This is a genomic window from Pseudoalteromonas sp. SWYJZ19 (genome assembly GCF_015864375.1).
GTDB classification, from domain to species: Bacteria; Pseudomonadota; Gammaproteobacteria; order Enterobacterales; family Alteromonadaceae; genus Pseudoalteromonas; species Pseudoalteromonas arctica.
Genome location: NZ_JADYXI010000013.1, coordinates 20101 through 39185 on the forward strand (window position 1 = coordinate 20101; position 19085 = coordinate 39185).

The window sequence follows — 19085 nt, forward strand, 5'->3', positions numbered from 1 at the left end:
GCTGCTGTAAGCCCAAAAATCAGGTGCTGAATACGGATCAAATCCGGTTAGCACAAATTCACCTTGTGAAAATTGATCCGTATCAATCAAACTTTCAAAACTTACTGAAAGTTCGAACGTGAGTATAACAAAGAGAATTTTCTGTTCAACTAAAAAACAATAAATTTGAGTTAAGCTTTAGAAGCTATTTTGTTAATAAAAAATAACAACTTAAAAAACATAGGGTTAATTTAAATTGAAAACAATTTAAAGAGGTATATTTAATAAAATTATAGGTTTTTTGGAAGGAATAATAATTGTGTCGCACAAATAAAAACAGCCCAAATTCAGTCACCACCGAAATTGAGCCGCTTTTCACACTGACAACATCTTCACACACAATATAAAGATTTTTTGTTTACACTGCGTGGCATTGTAGGGAAATAAAAACAACTCAAATACAGTCACCACCGGATTTGAGTTGCCTTTCACACTGACAACATCTTCACACACAATATAAAGATTTTTTGTTTACACTGCGTGGCATTGTAAGGAAATAAAAACAACTCAAATGCAGTCACCACCGAATTTGAGTTGCCTTTCACACTGACAACATCTTCACACACAATATAAAGATTCTTGGTTTACATTACGTGGCATTGTAGGGAAATAAAAACAACTCAAATGCAGTCACCACCGAATTTGAGTTGCCTTTCACACTGACAACATCTTCACACACAATATAAAGATTCTTGGTTTACATTACGTGGCATTGTAGGGAAATAAAAACAACTCAAATGCAGTCACCACCGAATTTGAGTTGCCTTTCACACTGACAACATCTTCACACACAATATAAAGATTCTTGGTTTACATTACGTGGCATTGTAGGGAAATAAAAACAACTCAAATGCAGTCACCACCGAATTTGAGTTGCCTTTCACACTGACAACATCTTCACACACAATATAAAGATTTTTGGTTTACACTGCGTGACATTGTAGGGAAATAAAAACAACTCAAATGTAGTCACCACCGAATTTGAGTTGCCTTTCACACTGACAACATCTTCACACACAATATAAAGATTCTTTTAAGCGAGACCAACTTTGCCTCAAGCTTATGACTAGAGCCTTGCTCTGTGTCTATGATTAAACTTTAGAGTGTTAGCTCCAATTTGACAAACGAGAAAAATAAACCTAATAGGTGAAAAAAACTAAACTATAGACGTTTGTCTAATACATTAAGATTGGATTACTTATGAAATAAAAAAGATAAGAGGTTTTACAGACACAAAAAAAGCGCTATAAAGCGCTTTTTAATATTTAAGAGAACTTAAATAATTTGATTTTCTTTCCAGGCTTGCTCTTTAGCTAAACGGTTTTTGCGTTTATCACATGGATCATCGCAATCACAGGCTTTATCAATACCAACCGAACCTAAACCACCACAGCTACTTGCCATAGATTTTTTTTGCACGATCATACCAACGGCCATAGCCGACACTATTAAAATTAGTAAGCCAAAAGTAAGAAGAAAAAGTGACATTGCTTAGCCCCTATTGATCAGCAATTAATTAAACTCAAACATTTTTGAGCAACTGCTATTATATACCCAAATAACGTGGAAATAAACAAGACCGCACCATACTATAAATAAGGTTTAAATGCAGGACTTGAATAAGTAACTAAACCCTCTTCTGATTTACCTATTAAATACACTGGCAAATCGTGCTGCTGAGCATATGCCTGCGCTTTCTCCATACCCATCACAGTAAGAGCAGTCGCTAAACCATCTGCTGTCATAGCGCTTGGATGAAGCACAGTTACCGACACTAAGTCGTGCTTAATAGGCATGCCGGTTACAGGGTCAATTAAATGAGTATAGATCTCGCCATCCATTTTATAAAAAATACGGTAATCACCTGATGTTGCGATCCCACTTGTACCTGGTGATAAAACACGGTGTACTTTACGCTCTCCAGGTTGTGCATCTGGTTGTTCTATCGCAATTTTCCAATCCTGGTTGTTTGGCTTTTCACCTGCTATACGTAGCTCACCACCAATCTCAACCATGTAGTTAGCAATACTGTGGCTTTCTAATAGCTGCGCTACTTTGTCGATACCGTAGCCTTTAGCCGTTGCTGAAAACGAAAGCTCTAACCCATTAACTGTTTTAGCTAAACCCTGTTCATTTAAAATAAGCTTATCAATACCTATTTTTTCGACCATAGTTGCAAGCTCTTCATCTGTTGGGCGATTGGTTGGTTTTTTATCAGGACCAAAGCCCCATAAGTCAATGAGAGGTCCCATGGTTACATCAAGTGTTTTAGTTGATTCACCTAAGCGAATAGACTCGCTGATAACAGCTCTAAAATCTTCGCTAATTGGCATCACTTGATTTGCAGGTAATCTGTTAAATGTATTTATTTCAGAGTCTTCTATATAAGTAGACATAGACTGATTTACATCTTTTAAAACAGCGTCTATTTGCAGCTGTAATTGTGAGGCCGGTAGCTGGGTTTGCTCATCATAATATTTAATATGATAAGTGGTTCCCATAGTCTTACCTTCTAAAAAGGTTTCCCTCGACTCTGGTTTTTCACTACACCCAGACAGTAATAAGGTCAGTGTGATTAGTAAAAAGGCCATTATGCCTTGTGAAGTACTTACTCGATTCATAACAGCTCTACTTAATAGATTGATAAAATTAAAGAATAAAAAAAGCCTCGTAACACAAGTGCTACGAGGCTGGTATTTTAACCAAAACTAAACTGTTTTGGTATTAGTGTTAGCCACCAAAATCATCTAATAAGATATTTTCGTCTTCAACACCTAAATCTTTAAGCATAGTAATAACTGCCGCGTTCATCATTGGAGGACCACACATGTAGTACTCACAATCTTCCGGCGCTTCGTGATCTTTAAGATAGTTCTCAAATAACACGTTATGGATAAAGCCAGTATAGCCTTCCCAGTTATCTTCAGGTTGTGGATCTGAAAGCGCTGTATGCCATACGAAGTTAGGATTTTCAGCCGCTAGGCCGTCAAAATCTTCTACGTAGAACATTTCACGTTCAGAACGTGCACCATACCAAAAGCTCATCTTACGTTTAGAGTTTAAACGTTTAAGTTGGTCAAAGATATGTGAACGCATTGGCGCCATACCAGCACCACCACCAACAAAGATCATTTCTGCATCTGTGTCTTTAGCAAAGAACTCACCAAATGGACCTGAAATAGTTACCTTGTCGCCTTTTGTAAGTGACCAAATGTACGAAGACATTTTACCACATGGCAAGCTTAGGTTTCTCGGAGGCGGAGCAGCAATACGCACGTTAAGCATAATGATGCCTTCTTCTTCTGGGTAGTTAGCCATTGAGTATGCACGAATAGTTTCTTCGTCTACTTTTGACTCCAGATCGAAGAAACCAAAATGGTTCCAGTCGCCACGATATTCTTCAGGAACATCAAAATCTGCATATTTAACATGGTGAGGTGGCGCTTCAATTTGGATGTAACCACCCGCACGGAAAGGCACTGACTCATCACCAGGGATTTGCAGTTTAAGTTCTTTAATGAACGTTGCTTTGTTATCGTTAGAGATAACTTCACAATCCCATTTTTTAACACCGAAAATTGACTCTTCAAGTTCAATTTCCATGTCGTTTTTAACATTTACCTGACACGCTAAACGACAGCCTTCACGGGCTTCACCTTTAGATATGTGATCAAGTTCAGTTGGCAAGATATCGCCGCCACCTTCTTTAATGTGAACACGACACTGACCACAAGAGCCACCGCCACCACAAGCAGATGATACGAAAATACCTGACTCAGATAATGCACTTAAAAGCTTATTACCTGCTGATGTAGTAATGGCTTTGTCTTTATCGCCATTAATACCGATGATGATGTCACCGCTTGCAACTAACTGAGATTTAGCACCAATGATCACTAAAACTAGTAGTACAACGATAGCGATGAAAACACCAACGCCTAAGAAAATCTGATAATCCATGATTTATCCTCGCTACCCTTTACAGTGAAATACCAGAGAATGACATAAAGCCAAGTCCCATTAAACCAACAGTGATGAAGGTAATACCTAAACCACGTAAGCCGTCTGGCACGTCTGAATATTTCAGTTTCTCACGGATACCTGCAAGTAATGTAATTGCAAGTGCCCAACCAACACCAGCGCCAATACCATAAACAACAGACTCGCCGAAGTTATAGTTACGCTCAACCATGAATGATACCGCACCAAATATTGCACAGTTAACTGTGATAAGTGGTAAGAAGATACCTAACGCGTTGTATAGTGCAGGGAAAAACTTATCTAATGCCATTTCAAGTATTTGCACTAGTGCTGCAATAACACCAATGAAAGTTAAGAAACGTAAAAAGCTAAGATCTGCATCCGGGTAACCTAACCAAGTAAGTGAACCGGGTGCAAGTACCGCATGGTAAACCAAGTTGTTAACAGGTACAGAAATACCCAATACAACTATAACCGCTATACCTAGGCCAATTGATGTAGTTACTTTTTTAGATACTGCTAAAAAAGTACACATGCCTAAGAAGAATGACAACGCTAAGTTCTCAATAAAAACGGCTTTTACAAATAAACTAATATAATGTTCCACTATCTGCCCCTTACGCTTTAGCTTCTACTTGGTCTTTCTTATAAGTACGAAGTACCCATATGAATAAACCAATGATGAAGAATGCACTCGGTGGTAAGATCAATAGACCCATAGGCTGATACCAACCGCCATCTTGTACTAATGGGATAATATCAACACCGAATAGTGAACCCTTACCGAATAGCTCACGAATGAAACCAACAGTAAGTAGTACTACAGAGTAACCTAAGCCATTACCAATACCGTCAAGGAAAGACATAATTGGTGGCGACTTCATCGCATATGCTTCAGCACGACCCATTACAATACAGTTAGTAATAATTAGACCAACGAATACAGAAAGCTCTTTTGCCGTAGCGTAAGAGAATGCCTGTAATACTTGGTCAACAACGATTACCAACGATGCAATAATTGTCATTTGTACGATGATACGAACAGATGATGGGATCTGGTTACGAATAAGCGAGATAAAGAAGCTCGAAAATGCAGTTACTAATGTCAATGCGATTGACATGATTAACGCATTTTTTAAGCTAGACGTTACCGCTAGCGCAGAACAAATACCAAGTACTTGTAGTGCGATTGGGTTGTTAGCTAAAACCGGACCAAATAGGACCGCCTTCATTTCTTTAGTATCAGCCATTATTTCAATGCTCCTTTACGTACTTTCGCAAGGAAAGGGCCAAAGCCATTTTCGCCAGTCCAAAAATCAACTGCATGATCAACACCGTTAGACGTTAATGTAGCACCTGAAAGACCATCGATCTTATGCTCATCATTGCCCGCAGTACCTTTAACAATTTGAATTGGAAGTTCTTTACCTTCCCATGTAGCCGTCCACTGTGGATTCTGAATTTCGCCACCTAGACCAGGGGTTTCATTATGCTTGTAAAAGATAATGCTCTTAACAGTTTCAGCATCGCTTTCAAGCGAGATAAAACCGTACATTAAGCCCCATAAACCGTAGCCTTGGATAGGAAGAATAATTGCATCAACTGAACCATCTTCTTTTTTAGAGATATACACCGGCGACTCTTTAGTCACACGTTGAATACCAGCAATATCTTTAACGCCTTTCTCTTTAAGAGAAACACTTAGCGCTGCATCATATTTGCTTTTTTCAAAGTCAAAGATTGTTGGGTCTGTATCTACAAACTCACCTGTAGTCATGTTTACAACGCGCGCTTCGATTTTTGCATCAAATGTTTCTAAAACATTTTCAACTTTATCGATACCCGCAGCAGCCAAGATATTACTTTGAATATCTTTTTCTTTATTAGCTTGCTGTAAAGGACGAAGCTGTACAGAAGCAAACGATACAATGATTGCACACACTAAACATAGTGCGACAACAACTGATAACGTTTTACCGATTGATTCGTTATTACTAGACATTACGTGCCAACCTCCGCTTAATATTAGCCTGCACTACAAAGTGATCGAACAGTGGAGCGAATAAGTTAGCAAATAAGATTGCTAGCATCATACCTTCTGGGAAAGCAGGATTCACAACACGTATCATAACCACCATAAAGCCAATTAATAGACCATATGCTAATTTACCTTTGTCAGTAAATGCAGCTGATACAGGGTCAGTAGCCATAAAGAACATACCGAACGCAAAGCCACCAAGTACTAAATGCCAATACCAAGGCATTGCAAATACAGGGTTAGTTTCTGAGCCAACAGCATTTAGTAAAAATGCAGTTGCTACCATACCTAGGAATACACCTAGTACGATGCGCCAAGAAGCGATACGAACGTAAATTAAGAACAAACCACCTACTAATAATGCAAGTGTAGATGTTTCACCTACAGAACCTTGAATGAAACCGTAAAACGCATTCCACCATAATTCCATGTTTGCAAAATCAAGTGTGCCAGCAAATGCTTGGCCTAGCATAGTTGCACCAGAGAACGAATCTACTGCTGTCCATACTGTGTCACCTGAGATTTGAGCTGGGTATGCAAAGAACAAAAATGCACGGCCGGCTAAAGCAGGGTTTAAGAAGTTACGGCCAGTACCACCAAAGATTTCTTTAGCGATAACTACACCAAACGTAATACCTAACGCAACTTGCCATAAAGGAATCGTTGCTGGCAAAATAAGTGCAAATAGCACTGAAGTAACGAAGAAACCTTCGTTAATTTCATGCTTACGCACAGAAGCAAATATTACTTCCCAAAAGCCACCAACTGCAAATGTTACCGCGTAGATAGGTAGGAAGAAACATGCTCCATAGAACATCTTAGCGCCCCAGCCTGCATCAGCGGTTAATTCACCACCGAATAACTGGAACAAACCAACTTGCCACGTGTTTGCTAGTTCAAAACCTTGTGCTAAAGCACCTGCGGCCTGATGGCCGATATTGAACATACCAAAAAACATAGCTGGGAACGTCGCCATCCACACTAAAATCATCATGCGTTTTAGGTCGATGTTATCGCGTACGTGTGTCGCGCCTTTATTTACGTAGCCTGGTGTATAAAAAATAGTTGCAGCTGCTTCATACAGAGCATAAAATTTTTCATATTTACCACCGGCTTCAAAATTCGGCTCGATATCTTCTAGATATTTTTTTAAACCCATCTCTCTAGCCTTCCTTCTCGATCGTAGTTAAGCAATCGCGTAGGATAGAACCATACTCGTATTTGCCAGGACAAACGAAGGTACATAACGCTAAATCTTCTTCATCAAGTTCAAGCGCGCCTAATGAAATTGCACTGTCTAAATCACGCGCAATTAAGTCACGTAATAATAGAGTAGGCAAAATATCCAGCGGCATTACGCGCTCGTAGCTACCAATTGGTACCATGGCACGTTTTGAACCACCTGTTGACGTTGTCATTTTAAATAAACGACTCGGCGCAAGGTGAGAAAGGAATGTACGCGTTACAGAGAATTTATCACTACCTGGTGCAATCCAGCCAAACAATTCTTTTTCGCGACCTTCAAGTAAAACAGATACTTGAACGTGGTAACGACCTAAGAATGCATGAACACCGTTTGAAATAGAACCTGATAGAACAGAACCAGAAATAACACGGTTATCTCCGTCTTCTAGCTCACCAGCCACTAAATCATCCAATGAAGCACCTAGTTGTGTTTTCACTAAACGTGGGTTTTTAACGCGAGGACCTGCAAGCGAAATAACACGATTTGTGTAAATTTCACCAGTAAGGAATAAGTGACCATACGCAATAACGTCTTGGTAACCAATATGCCAAACTTGTTTGCTAACAGAAACTGCATCAAGATGATGGATATGAGTGCCAACGAGGCCAGCCGGATGCACACCACCAAACTCATGTACTTCTACTTGAGCTATAGATGAGCTAGGAACTTGGCTACCTGCTTTTTTACACACAAATACTTTGCCATCGGTCAAACGCGAAATAACAGCAAGACCCGCTTCAAATGCTTGCGCATTTTCGGCAATTATTACTGCAGGATCTGCAGCTAATGGGTTTGTGTCAGTTGCGGTCACAAAAATAGAACTAGGATTTGCATCCACAGCCGCTACTTTGCTGAATGGGCGAACACGAAGTGCTGTCCATTGACCAGACTGGATAAGTACTTCTTTGGCTTTTTCACGCTCTAAGCTCGCAAGCTCGTCTGCTTTGAAAGAGTCAAAGGTGATTTGCTCACTGCCGTTAACTTCAATAACAACAGATTGCAGCACACGTTTAGCACCACGATTTATTTCTTTTACTGTGCCAGAAGCTGGAGCAGTAAATAGGACGCCTGGGTTCTTTTTATCTTCAAAAAGTACCTGGCCTTTTTTGACTTGGTCATCCACACGAACATGCATGGTTGGACGCATACCGATAAACTCTTCACCAAGCACAGCTACACGTTTGACAGCAGAACCGTCATGTATAACTTGCTGTGGCGAGCCCTCTAAGGGTAAATCCAGACCTTTTTTTATATTGATCATACGCACTTGCATTACATTAAAGGAAAGAAACTGAAAAATCGTATCAACCACGTCGCCATTTGAGTTATTCCAAGTTATATCAAGGTACAAAAGAGCAGCTTGCTAGAAATATCAAACAAGCAACGTAGTAAAACTCATCACATATTGTCGAGATTTTAACATCATTTTAGATGACTATGCGAGTGTATTTATAAAAATTATACGACAGAAACACTTATTTGGTTTTGTTAAGTGACTTTAATTAAAATCAAGTTAGACCAAAGTGGTAGCCTAAGCAATTATTGTTCCTGATTTCATCGTAAATTAAACAAATCGCATAATATAAAAAAGCCGCTATAGCGGCTTTAATACCTAGGACCTGTTGACCTTTCAGGATTAAAATTTGTTCAATCTAGGGGCTATTTAATCGCGGCGTGAGGTTTGTAACCTAGTGGGCTAAGTAAAAACCGAGCAACAAAGAGTAAATAGCCCCTAGGCAGAACCCTTTGGGCAGCGCATGTTTGGCATTTATTCCACGTTATCGCCCATTTATGGGGAATAACCACACTACGTAGGCTCTGCCTTGCCTAAATACCAAACAGACTGCTGCAAATTTAACCTCGAAAGATAAACAGGCCCTAAGCTCTGTTAGTCAATCATATTAGCAATTGGCTTAACTGAACCTATGTCTTGCTCGTAGTCAACACCGTCTATACCAAAACCAAATAAGCGTAAAAACTCATTATGGTAACCAACATAGTCTGTTAGCTCATCAATGCTGCTTGTATCAACACTATCCCATACAGCTTGAACGCGTGCTTGCACATCGTCTTCTAGCTCTTTATAGTTTTGGAATAAATGCCCACCGTCGTCAAAGCGAGGCGATTCACCATATAGGTTTTCACTAAATAATGCGTGAATTTGCTCAATAGTGCCTTCGTATGTGCCATCTGCTTTCATAACTTTAAATAAAGCAGAAATATATAACGGCATAATAGGAATAGCAGAACTTGCTTGTGTCACTACTGCATTAAGTGATGAAACATACGCCTCACCATTTAAATCTTTTGTCGATTCTTTAATAGCAGCCGTTGCACGGTCTAAATCTTCTTTAGCTTTACCAATAGTAGCGTGTCCGTATATTGGCCATGTTAGCTCTTTACCAATATAAGTATACGCTGTAGTTTTAAAGTTATCGGCTAATACATCCGCTTCTTTTAATGCATCAATCCACATTTCCCAATCTTCACCACCCATTACTTTAATAGTGTTGTCGATATCGTCTTGATTTGCAGCTTCAACAGTAATTTCATCAATTTCACGCTTTGATGTATTTAAATTTTTAGTGGTTACTGCATTACCTATTGGCTTAAGTGTAGATGAGAACACTTCGCCTGTATTTGGATCAGTACGACGAGGAGACGCTAGGCTGTAAATAATACAATCTACTTTACCCAAATCTGCTTTAATAGTGTCGATTGCTTTTTGCTTGATTTCGTTAGAAAACGCATCGCCATTAATATTTTTAGACCAAAGACCCGCTTCGTCTACAGCTTCTTGAAAAGCAGCGGTATTGTACCAACCAGCAGAACCTGTTTTACGATCTGTACCTTCTTTTTCAAAGAAAATACCTAATGTTTTAGCACCACCACCAAACGCAGCAGTAATGCGCGATGCCAAGCCGTAGCCTGTTGATGCGCCAATAACTAGTACATTTTTTGGTGCACTTTTTAATGCGCCTTGTTGTTTTACATAGTTAATTTGTTCTTGAACATGCTCTGCACAACCAGCTGGGTGTGCGTTTGTGCAGATAAATCCACGAATTTTAGGCTTAATGACCATTGATCATCCTATATCTTTTACAATAAAAATTAGCGCTAGTTTAAAGGCTAATACTAAAAACACTGATCTGATCAGTTAAACACCGACCAAATTCCCTATTTATTTTAGTTAAGCTTTGAGCCGCCCATACAATTAGGAGAATCAGGCGCTTCACCGCCCTGCTCTGTATATTCGTCTGGTGTATATGTATGAATAGCGAGTGCATGAATATGATTTGCTAATTCATCTTTTAAAATTTCGTTAATTTCACGATGGCGTTGTAATAAGCGCTTACCCGCGAACTCTTCGCTAACCACTATAACTTTAAAATGCGACTCAGTACCGGCACTGTGCATATGACTTTCATTGATTACGTTTAAATGTTTACACGCAATGGCGCTGCTTATTTTTTCTTGGATCTGTTGCTGCATTGACATAAAAGACCATTTTAATTAGCTAATTAATAGGCTTACTATAACAATTTAACGCAGCGATTGGCTAACTAAATTGCTTTTGCTTAATGTGCTTTATAAATCGGTAAGTTAAACTTATGCGCGGATGCGCAAGCGTGGTTTGCTTAGGTATTGCATGTTGATAATCTCGTTGGCTATGTCCATTCATTATTAAACAGCTGCCACTTTGTAATTTTAAGTCGGTTACTTTATTGCTCGCCTTGTGCTTTAACTTTAAAACCCGATCAGCTCCTAGAGAGACACACACAATTGTTGGTTTATCACCAAGCTCTATTTCATCATCACTGTGCCACCCCATCGTATCATTACCATCTCGGTAATAATTAACGAGCAATGAGTTTAGAGGCTGGTTTAAATGTGCTTCTAAACGCTTTCGCATATTAAGTAACAATTCATCCCATGGTTCTACTATTTGCTTACTACTTGAATAGCCGTATTCAATATTTAAATCACTCATGAAACATTGCAGTCGTGGAATAGGCCCCGTTTTGCCATAAACGGTTACATCGGGTTGCTGCCAACGTAGGTTTTTTTGCAAATAATAAAATAGATCGAGGCTTTTTTGTGCACTAAGTGCCCTACTTTGATAAGAAAAGCCATTTGGTAACTGTTGGGGGTTGGCGTTTTGCCGTTGCATGTTAGAATTTACCTACATTAGATTACTGATCAACGAACCATTATGACGACGCAAGCCCAGCTAGGCGATAAAACCTTTACTCTTGAACGCTTTCCATTGGATCAAAAAAACCGCAGCTTACAAGCGTGGGATTCGGCAGATGAGTACCTTATCAATTATGTTAACGAACATCACCCAGATTGTCGCTCATTGCTTATTTTAAACGATAGCTTTGGTGCACTTGCTTGTTATTTTAATAAGTTAACGGTTTGTTCAGTTAATGATTCTTATATTAGCCACCAAGCTGCGGCTTATAACTTACATGAAAACAAGCTGCCTACAGCAGAGTTTACGCAAGTAGATAGTTTGTCGGCATTACCAGAGGATGTAGATTTAGTACTTATTAAAATCCCTCGTAATGTAGGTTTTTTACAGTTCCAATTAAGTGAACTTAGTGAAGTACTTGCACCTGGTACACCAGTAATTGCCGCAGGTAAAACAAAAGAAATTCATAATTCAACAATAAAATCATTTGAGCAATTTATTGGTGAAACAACAACAAGCCTAGCAGTTAAAAAGTCTCGCCTTATATTAAGCACAGCTAAAGGCGGATATAAAGCAGCAGACTTCCCTATAACATGGGAGCTTGAAGGTACTGAGTTTAATATAACAAATCATGCAAATGTGTTTTCGCGTGATTCGTTAGATATTGGTGCGCGCTTCTTTTTTAACTACTTACCAGAAACACCTAAAGCTAAAAGCATTATTGATTTAGGCTGTGGTAACGGCGTTGTTGGATTAATGACGCTTGCTCGTTGCCCTAATGCATCAATTACCTTTGTTGATGAGTCTTACATGGCAGTAGAGTCAGCCCGGTTAAATGTAGAAATTAACCTAGGCGATAAGTTTGATAACTGTGAGTTCATCGAAAACGATTGTTTAACAGGCTTTGAAAGAGACAGTGTGGATATGGTGCTTTGTAATCCTCCATTTCACCAAGCTCAAGCTGTTACCGATCACATTGCTTGGCAAATGTTTAAACAAGCAAAAGATACTTTAAAAGAAGGCGGCGAGCTGCGTATTATTGGTAATCGTCATTTAGATTATCACGATAAATTAAACCGTATGTTCGGAAACTGTAAGTTGTTAGGCTCAAACAAAAAGTTTGTCGTTCTAAGTGCAACTAAAAATAGTGGAATGCTATAAATGAAATTAACAAACATTATAATTGGGTGTTGTGTATTGCTACTACTTGGTGGCTGCGCTAATCAGCCTAGCCAAGTAATACTCAATCCTGTTTATAAAAGTGGTCAAATAAGCACTATAAATAGTAGCTTAAGCACCAGTGTAATTGATTTACGTGGCGATTCGTCAACACTTAAACTTATTGAATCAGACAAAACTAAAACCTTTGCAAGCCAAGGCCTTACTGAATCAGTTAAAAGTGTTTTAGACAGCGCCCTTAGCCGCAATGGTGCCAGTATTTCTAATTTAGCGTCTGTACGCTTTGAAGTAGATATTCATGCACTACAAGCGGTGGTAACCGAAAAACTAGTGAGCCATACCAGCGAAGCCCATATAAAGCTTGGCGTGCGCGTTATTCGCGCCTCAAGTAATTTTAGTAAAGTGTATAGAGGCAGTGCTAATTTAGAAGGTCCGTTTAGTCACGAGCGAGTAAAAATAGAAGGTCAGCTCAATAAGTTGACTGAGCAAATTATTACCCGCATTGTATCTGACCCTGAATTAATAGAATTTTTAGAAGGTTAACTATGAAACGACTTTTTTTAATCTGCTTAGGCCTATTTTTTAGTGTAAGTAGCTTGGCAGCCCAAGAAGGCCGCTTTGTGCAAAAAGACAATATTTTTCCACGCGTCGAAATCGTAACAACGATGGGCAGTATTGTTGTTGAACTGGACCGTTCAAAAGCCCCCATTACGGTCAATAACTTTTTAACTTACGTGTCAGATAAGAGCTATCAAGGCAGTGTTTTTCATCGTATTGAGCGCGATGTGGAAAATGACCGCGACTTTGTTATTCAAGGTGGTGGCTACGATAAAGATTACGACGGCTTACACGAAAATGACCCTATTTTTAATGAAAGCGGCAATGGTTTAAAAAATGATATGTACAGCATTGCTATGGCGTATCAAGACCGTGAACCGCACTCAGGAACACGCCAATTCTTTTTTAATATGGATAACAACGATCACTTAAATCCAGGGAAAGATTGGGGTTTTGCAGTATTTGGTAATGTAATGGATGGCTACGATACCCTTGATAAGATCATGGCTGTTGAAACAGGGTTTAATGAAAAGATTGGTTACGATTTTGTTCCTAAAAAACCGGTGATCATCTTAAATATTAAAATGCTTGAACAAGTTCCACTGTAATTTATTTAAGAGCAGCTTAGCTGCTCTGCATCAAAGCCAATGAAGGCCCTATGAGCAAATCTCTCTCTATTAGCGAATATTTTTCTTACTTTAAAGACAAACGCTTAATCCATATTTTTATATTTGGTATGAGTAGCGGTTTTCCGTGGGTATTAATTGGCTCTGTTATGTCGGCTTGGCTAAAGGATGAAGGGCTAAGCCGCAGCATGATTGGCCTATTCGGCATTGTATTTGGCGCTTACAGTATAAATTTTTTATGGTCGCCTTTAATCGATCGTACAAAACTCCCTATTTTATATAAATGGCTAGGCCAACGTCGTAGTTGGATACTATTTTGCCAGAGCTTTATTTTTATTGGCACCTTATTATTAGCTGGGCTTGATTTAAAAGCTAATTTAGCAATTGTTGCTGCAATTTGTTTGTTAATCGCCATTGCTTCTGCAACGCAAGACATTGCTATTGATGCATTCAGAATAGACACACTTAAAGCAAACGAATCTCACAAAGCAACAGCGGCAGCCGCTATGGCAACGTCTGGTTGGTGGACAGGTTATGCGCTTTTAGGTGCAATTCCATTTTATATGGCTGATATCCCCTCGCTCGACTGGCCACAAATTTATTACTTTTTAGCTGCTGTAATGCTGCTGCTAATGAGTGGAGCATTGTTTGCAAAAGAACCTGAATCAAATAGAGAAGCGGTACATGCAGAGCTTGAACGTGTGTACCTTGAAAAACTGTCCTCTACAAAACAAACCCCTCTTACAAAAACTGTTGCGTGGCTCGCGGTAACCGTTATTGATCCCTTTAGAGCTTTTTTTACTAAAAATGGCGTTAAAACGGCACTGGCATTACTTGCGTTTATTTTCTTATTTAAAATAGGCGAAGCGTTTTTAGGGCGAATGTCGATTGTTTTTTATAAAGAAATTGGTTTTAGCAATAGCGATATAGCTACATTTTCAAAGGTAGGTACTGCCGTACTTACAATCATATTTACCTTTGTTGGCAGTTTATTTAATCAAAAATATGGCATTGTTAAGGGTTTATTTGTTAGTGGCATTGCGATGGCGGCCTCAAACTTAGCCTTTTCGTGGATTGCTTTAGTTGGCCCTGATTTAAGACTGTATGCCTTTGCTATTGTTATTGACGGGTTTACGCAAGCATGGTCGCTGGTCGCTATGGTGGCCTTTATATCGATGTTATGCGATAGAGCATTTAGTGCAACACACTATGCATTACTGGCGTCATTAGGGAATTTAGGACGAACATTACTTTCGAGCTACAGTGGTGTAGTAATTGATGATTGGTTAATGGGAAATTGGTCGCTGTTCTTTGTTTTAACAGCCTTGATGGTTATACCTTCGCTGATATTTTTATACCTGATTAGGCATAAATTATATGAGCTTGAGAAAAATTATCATAAAAATATTTAATGCATCCCTGCATTAACATATTAATTAGCACTATCAAGTGCCCCTTAAAGTGTACTAAGCAATGTTTGAGTTAATCTACTTTTAGCAAGCTAAGTGCTTCATGTGGATCAACTTCTAGAGCTGTACAATAACGAACAAACTCAATCACATCTAAACGGCGTTCTTGATTTTCAATCTTGCCGATAAACGAATGAGGCGTTCCCAGCACTTGTGCTAGGCTTCGCATTGTATGACCCTTTTCGTGGCGCTTACTTTTAAGCCACTTTGTTAGCTTTGCATTTTCTTCAGAAGAAACTGTTTTGCCCATCATTTTACATCTCCTACTAGATGATTTGACGTACCTATTAAAGCAGTAGTCTCTATCAATAGCTGTAGGCAAGTAAGCAGTCATACCATATTTTCAATAGCAAGCTATTGCTTAACAAAGCATGTGTTGCTACTCACTCCACCAATATAGCTAAAAAACTACGCTAATAATGTGGTAAAGATTTGTTTTTATTGAGAATGAAATTTTGCCCGTCTCATTCTTGGATACATTATATACTATTAACACTTTGGTTAAATAACTAATTACATACTCGGTACAAATATGAACACGAGTGAATATTTATAAACGCTGAATATTGACCTAAGTACTCAAAAAGTATTAATAAATTAATTTCTAGTTATAAAATATTTAAATGAATTTTTATAACAATTTTGTTCCAATTTATCGTCACATGTTTATGATTAAGCAATAATTAGCACCAAAAAGGCCGAATAATGTTCAGACTTCTTTTTTTATTACCGATTGTGTTGTGCTTGGGTTGGTACTTTTTTTTGCGCCACAACGGCGTACCAATTAAGCAAGGCAAAAAAGGCTTCATATACATTTTAGCGTTTTCTACTTTTGTACTTGGCTTTTTTGTATTGATAATGCAAATAACTGAATACGCCCCAACCGATTTGTAGGCATTAAAAAAGCCGCAAAGCGGCTTCATTCTATTTAGCGTTTGGCTGTTAAACGCTAAAGCTTGCACCACAACCACAGGTTGTTGTTGCATTAGGATTAGATACAAAAAAGCGTGCGCCTTCTAATCCTTCAGTGTAATCAACTTCACCGTCAACCAAATATTGAATGCTCATTGGATCGATCACGAGTGTTACACCATTTTTTACAATTTCTAAATCGCCAGGATTCGCTTTTTCATCAAAAGTAAAACCATATTGAAAACCAGAACAACCACCACCTGTTACATAAACACGCAGTTTTAAATCTGGATTTTCTTCTTCGTCGATTAACTGTTTAACGCGAACAGCAGCTGCATCGCTGAACTTAATTGGTAATTCTTCAGACATTTTAAAACCCTCAATATCGCAATGGCGTGATTATCTAATACCCGAGTGTTTTAATCAAGTATAGTAAAACAACTCTTTACTCTAAGTTATACCTATAAATTAGTAAAAAAGTGGCTAAACATTAGCTCACTAAAATAATACTTAAGCAAACTAAAAGCGACCCTTGTAAACTATAAATTCATTAAAAATTTTAGTTATAAAAAATAGGTCTTAATCTTTACTGCAAATTGTTAATATAAGTTACGAAAAATTCAAAATCACAAGGACTTAACTAAACTCTTTTGCTAAAATGCTGCTGAAAAATGCGGCGAGGAAATAATGCATGTGGCTTGAGCAACTCAGGCGTCGACTGGCAAAACCTAAAACATCTGTACAATTATGCTTATTAGGCGTAGTTGCCGGATTAATTGCTGCATTTTTTATTATTTTATTTCGCTTAACTATTTTGTTTTTTCAAAGCTTATTTTTGGAAACACCTGACGACTTTACTACCCTACCCACTCTTGAACGCGTTTTAATGCCATTAATAGCCGCATTTTTAATTGCGTGCTTTGCTGCATTTACTGGCTTTAAACATTACCGTTTAGGCATTCCTTTTGTTATTCATCGTATTAAACGCCATTACGGGCAAATGCCTTTATACAATACGGTTAATCAATTTGTTGGTGGCGCACTTGCACTCATTAGCGGTTTTTCGGTTGGCCGAGAAGGGCCTTCCGTACATATGGGCGCAACAGGTGCGAGTATTTTAGCGGATAAACTACATTTACCGCATAACGCCATGCGTACTTTAAGTGGTTGCGGCGTTGCAGCAGGTATAGCCGCTTCGTTTAATACCCCACTTGCAGCCGTTATTTTTGTAATGGAAGTGGTACTTCGAGAATATAAAGTACACATATTTGTGCCAATCATGCTTGCTGCTGTTACTGGTGCACTCGCTACGCAGTTTGTTTTTGGTGAAGGCTCTGAACTTGCACTCATTACAATAGCGCCATTAAGTGGTTGGCATTACCCTTATTTAATATTATGCGGTATGGCGCTGGGCGCTATAGCATTTAGCTTTAATCAAAACTTAATGCTAATTATTAAAACATTTAAACCTTTAAGTATGTTTCCTCGTTTACTAATCGCAGGCTGTATTGCCAGCTTGATAGCTTACGCGGTGCCTCATGCTATGGGTTCTGGTATGAGTGCGATTACTATCGCGGTTGAATCGCCTGATAACGTAAAGCTGCTTACTACCATTTTAATAGCTAAACTACTTGCCACATTGTTTGCTATTGGTTTGGGTATTCCTGGTGGTTTAATTGGTCCGGTAATTGGGCTTGGTGTATTAATTGGGACATTAATGGCCTTTTTTGCTCAATATATTAGCCCGGGTACTGATATTGCGGGTACGTATGGGGTTTTAGGTATGGCTGGATTATTAGCGGCTACACTGCATGCACCACTTGCTGCATTAACAACAGTAATGGAGCTTACATCATCACCTGAAATAATCGTTCCTGCGATGATAGTTATAACCACTGCATATGTAACTGCATTACAATTTTTTGGAAATCGCTCCATATTTTTGCAACAATTAGATTTTCAGGGATTGCCGTACCATGTATCTCCCGCTACCGAAGCATTACAAAAAGTGGGAATAATGGATGATATGGATGAAGACTTTAAATTGCTTTACTCAGACGATAAAGAGCAAATAAAAAATACGCTTGATGCCATGGATAGCCAAACACCCTTGATTGTTTTTGACGAAGAAAATGGCTATCGCCTCGCTGAATACGATTTAACGCTAATGTCTGATGAAGCAATAAATATAAATTACATTAGCTTGCAGGGCATCAGCAGCCAAGCCACCCTAGCCGATGCATTCGATATACTAAAAGATAAAAGAAGTGGCGCGCTTTACGTTTATAACCTTTTAGATAATCAACAAATTATGGGGCTATTACGCTGGGATCAAATTCATCATATTTTAACCATTCGTAACAGCTTACTTTAAGCAATAAGGACTATTATGAGCGCATTATTGATTTATAAAACACTCCACATATTTTTTATGATTGCGTGGTTTGCCGGTATTTTTTACTTGCCTCGATTATTTGTATATCACGCAATGAGCGAAGAAAGATCATGTAACTCTATGCTTAAAGTTATGGAGCGCAGGTTACTTTATTTCGTAACCCCATTTGCTGTTTTAACGGCTGTATTTGGTGTGTTAACCATTGTTGAATATGGTCGTGATTGGTTTAAATACAGTATGTGGCTACATTACAAACTTGTACTGGTAATTATTTTATACCTATACCACGGCTACTGTTTTAAGTTATTAAGTGACTTTAAACATGACCGAAACACTAAAACAGACCGCTTTTACCGTATTTTTAATGAGCTCCCTGTTATTGCGCTGCTCATCATAGTGGCACTTGCGGTAATAAAACCTAATTTATAAGCGTTTCGGTGCATGTTA

At 38.6% G+C, this 19085-nt stretch carries 20 protein-coding genes; 7 read left to right on the top strand and 13 right to left on the bottom strand.

Going from position 1 to position 19085, the window contains the following annotated elements:
* Positions 1-1314: 1314 nt before the first annotated feature.
* The 11 genes from nqrM to I6F45_RS13505 all read right to left on the bottom strand — a co-directional run bounded on the left by nqrM (position 1315) and on the right by I6F45_RS13505 (position 11475).
* Positions 1315-1527 (bottom strand): (Na+)-NQR maturation NqrM, encoded by a 213-nt coding sequence (gene nqrM / locus I6F45_RS13455; protein ID WP_007376137.1) that lies wholly within the window; start codon positions 1525-1527, stop codon positions 1315-1317.
* A gap of 101 nt (positions 1528-1628) precedes the next feature.
* A complete protein-coding gene (locus I6F45_RS13460; RefSeq protein WP_197160783.1) occupies positions 1629-2660 on the bottom strand; it encodes an FAD:protein FMN transferase in 1032 nt (343 codons plus the stop codon).
* Between the two features lie 109 nt (positions 2661-2769).
* Complete coding sequence (nqrF, locus tag I6F45_RS13465) at positions 2770-3999, bottom strand: NADH:ubiquinone reductase (Na(+)-transporting) subunit F (protein WP_007584893.1); 1230 nt, start codon at positions 3997-3999, stop codon at positions 2770-2772.
* 19 nt (positions 4000-4018) lie between these two features.
* Complete coding sequence (gene nqrE, locus I6F45_RS13470) at positions 4019-4627, bottom strand: NADH:ubiquinone reductase (Na(+)-transporting) subunit E (protein WP_002958896.1); 609 nt, start codon at positions 4625-4627, stop codon at positions 4019-4021.
* A gap of 10 nt (positions 4628-4637) precedes the next feature.
* Positions 4638-5270 (bottom strand): NADH:ubiquinone reductase (Na(+)-transporting) subunit D, encoded by a 633-nt coding sequence (locus I6F45_RS13475; RefSeq protein WP_007584891.1) that lies wholly within the window; start codon positions 5268-5270, stop codon positions 4638-4640.
* The gene (locus I6F45_RS13480) at positions 5270-6022 is read right to left on the bottom strand and encodes a Na(+)-translocating NADH-quinone reductase subunit C (protein ID WP_165728484.1); all 753 of its coding nucleotides are present in this window, start codon (positions 6020-6022) and stop codon (positions 5270-5272) included. The genes I6F45_RS13475 and I6F45_RS13480 overlap by 1 nt, the downstream gene beginning before the upstream one ends.
* Positions 6015-7217, bottom strand: coding sequence for an NADH:ubiquinone reductase (Na(+)-transporting) subunit B (locus I6F45_RS13485; protein WP_010555189.1), 1203 nt, complete (start codon positions 7215-7217; stop codon positions 6015-6017). Before I6F45_RS13485 ends, I6F45_RS13480 begins: the two co-directional genes overlap by 8 nt.
* Positions 7218-7221: 4 nt before the next feature.
* Complete coding sequence (locus I6F45_RS13490) at positions 7222-8565, bottom strand: Na(+)-translocating NADH-quinone reductase subunit A (protein WP_197141202.1); 1344 nt, start codon at positions 8563-8565, stop codon at positions 7222-7224.
* 627 nt (positions 8566-9192) lie between these two features.
* A complete protein-coding gene (fabV, locus tag I6F45_RS13495; protein WP_197160784.1) occupies positions 9193-10386 on the bottom strand; it encodes an enoyl-ACP reductase FabV in 1194 nt (397 codons plus the stop codon).
* 104 nt (positions 10387-10490) lie between these two features.
* Positions 10491-10802 carry a BolA family protein gene (locus I6F45_RS13500; protein ID WP_165728481.1) on the bottom strand — a complete coding sequence of 104 codons (312 nt, stop codon included), beginning with the start codon at positions 10800-10802 and terminating at the stop codon, positions 10491-10493.
* A gap of 61 nt (positions 10803-10863) precedes the next feature.
* Positions 10864-11475 (bottom strand): alpha-ketoglutarate-dependent dioxygenase AlkB family protein, encoded by a 612-nt coding sequence (locus I6F45_RS13505; protein WP_024589283.1) that lies wholly within the window; start codon positions 11473-11475, stop codon positions 10864-10866.
* Between the two features lie 42 nt (positions 11476-11517).
* On the opposite strand from I6F45_RS13505, the gene I6F45_RS13510 reads away from it, so the two are divergent.
* The 4 genes from I6F45_RS13510 to I6F45_RS13525 are packed head-to-tail and all read left to right on the top strand — an operon-like array spanning position 11518 to position 15274.
* Entirely contained in the window at positions 11518-12660 is a 1143-nt protein-coding gene (locus I6F45_RS13510; RefSeq protein WP_007584883.1) for a methyltransferase, read from the top strand.
* Complete coding sequence (locus tag I6F45_RS13515; RefSeq protein ID WP_197160785.1) at positions 12661-13221, top strand: YajG family lipoprotein; 561 nt, start codon at positions 12661-12663, stop codon at positions 13219-13221.
* A 2-nt stretch (positions 13222-13223) separates the two neighbouring features.
* Positions 13224-13844 (top strand): peptidylprolyl isomerase, encoded by a 621-nt coding sequence (locus I6F45_RS13520; protein ID WP_010555196.1) that lies wholly within the window; start codon positions 13224-13226, stop codon positions 13842-13844.
* Between the two features lie 50 nt (positions 13845-13894).
* Positions 13895-15274 (top strand): AmpG family muropeptide MFS transporter, encoded by a 1380-nt coding sequence (locus I6F45_RS13525; RefSeq protein ID WP_007584875.1) that lies wholly within the window; start codon positions 13895-13897, stop codon positions 15272-15274.
* Between the two features lie 70 nt (positions 15275-15344).
* On the opposite strand, the gene I6F45_RS13530 is transcribed toward I6F45_RS13525, so the two are convergent.
* Positions 15345-15584: a helix-turn-helix domain-containing protein gene (locus I6F45_RS13530; protein WP_007584874.1), complete on the bottom strand. Its 240-nt coding sequence runs from the start codon at positions 15582-15584 to the stop codon at positions 15345-15347.
* Between the two features lie 452 nt (positions 15585-16036).
* On the opposite strand from I6F45_RS13530, the gene I6F45_RS13535 reads away from it, so the two are divergent.
* Positions 16037-16225, top strand: coding sequence for a hypothetical protein (locus I6F45_RS13535; protein WP_165728476.1), 189 nt, complete (start codon positions 16037-16039; stop codon positions 16223-16225).
* 48 nt (positions 16226-16273) lie between these two features.
* Here I6F45_RS13535 and erpA read toward each other — a convergent pair whose 3' ends face one another.
* Complete coding sequence (erpA, locus tag I6F45_RS13540; protein ID WP_002958911.1) at positions 16274-16612, bottom strand: iron-sulfur cluster insertion protein ErpA; 339 nt, start codon at positions 16610-16612, stop codon at positions 16274-16276.
* A 322-nt stretch (positions 16613-16934) separates the two neighbouring features.
* Between erpA and I6F45_RS13545 the strand changes: the two genes are divergently transcribed.
* Both I6F45_RS13545 and I6F45_RS13550 read left to right on the top strand, forming a co-directional pair.
* Positions 16935-18617 carry a chloride channel protein gene (locus tag I6F45_RS13545; protein ID WP_007584866.1) on the top strand — a complete coding sequence of 561 codons (1683 nt, stop codon included), beginning with the start codon at positions 16935-16937 and terminating at the stop codon, positions 18615-18617.
* A 15-nt stretch (positions 18618-18632) separates the two neighbouring features.
* A complete protein-coding gene (locus I6F45_RS13550) occupies positions 18633-19067 on the top strand; it encodes a CopD family protein (protein WP_007584864.1) in 435 nt (144 codons plus the stop codon).
* Positions 19068-19085: the final 18 nt, after the last annotated feature.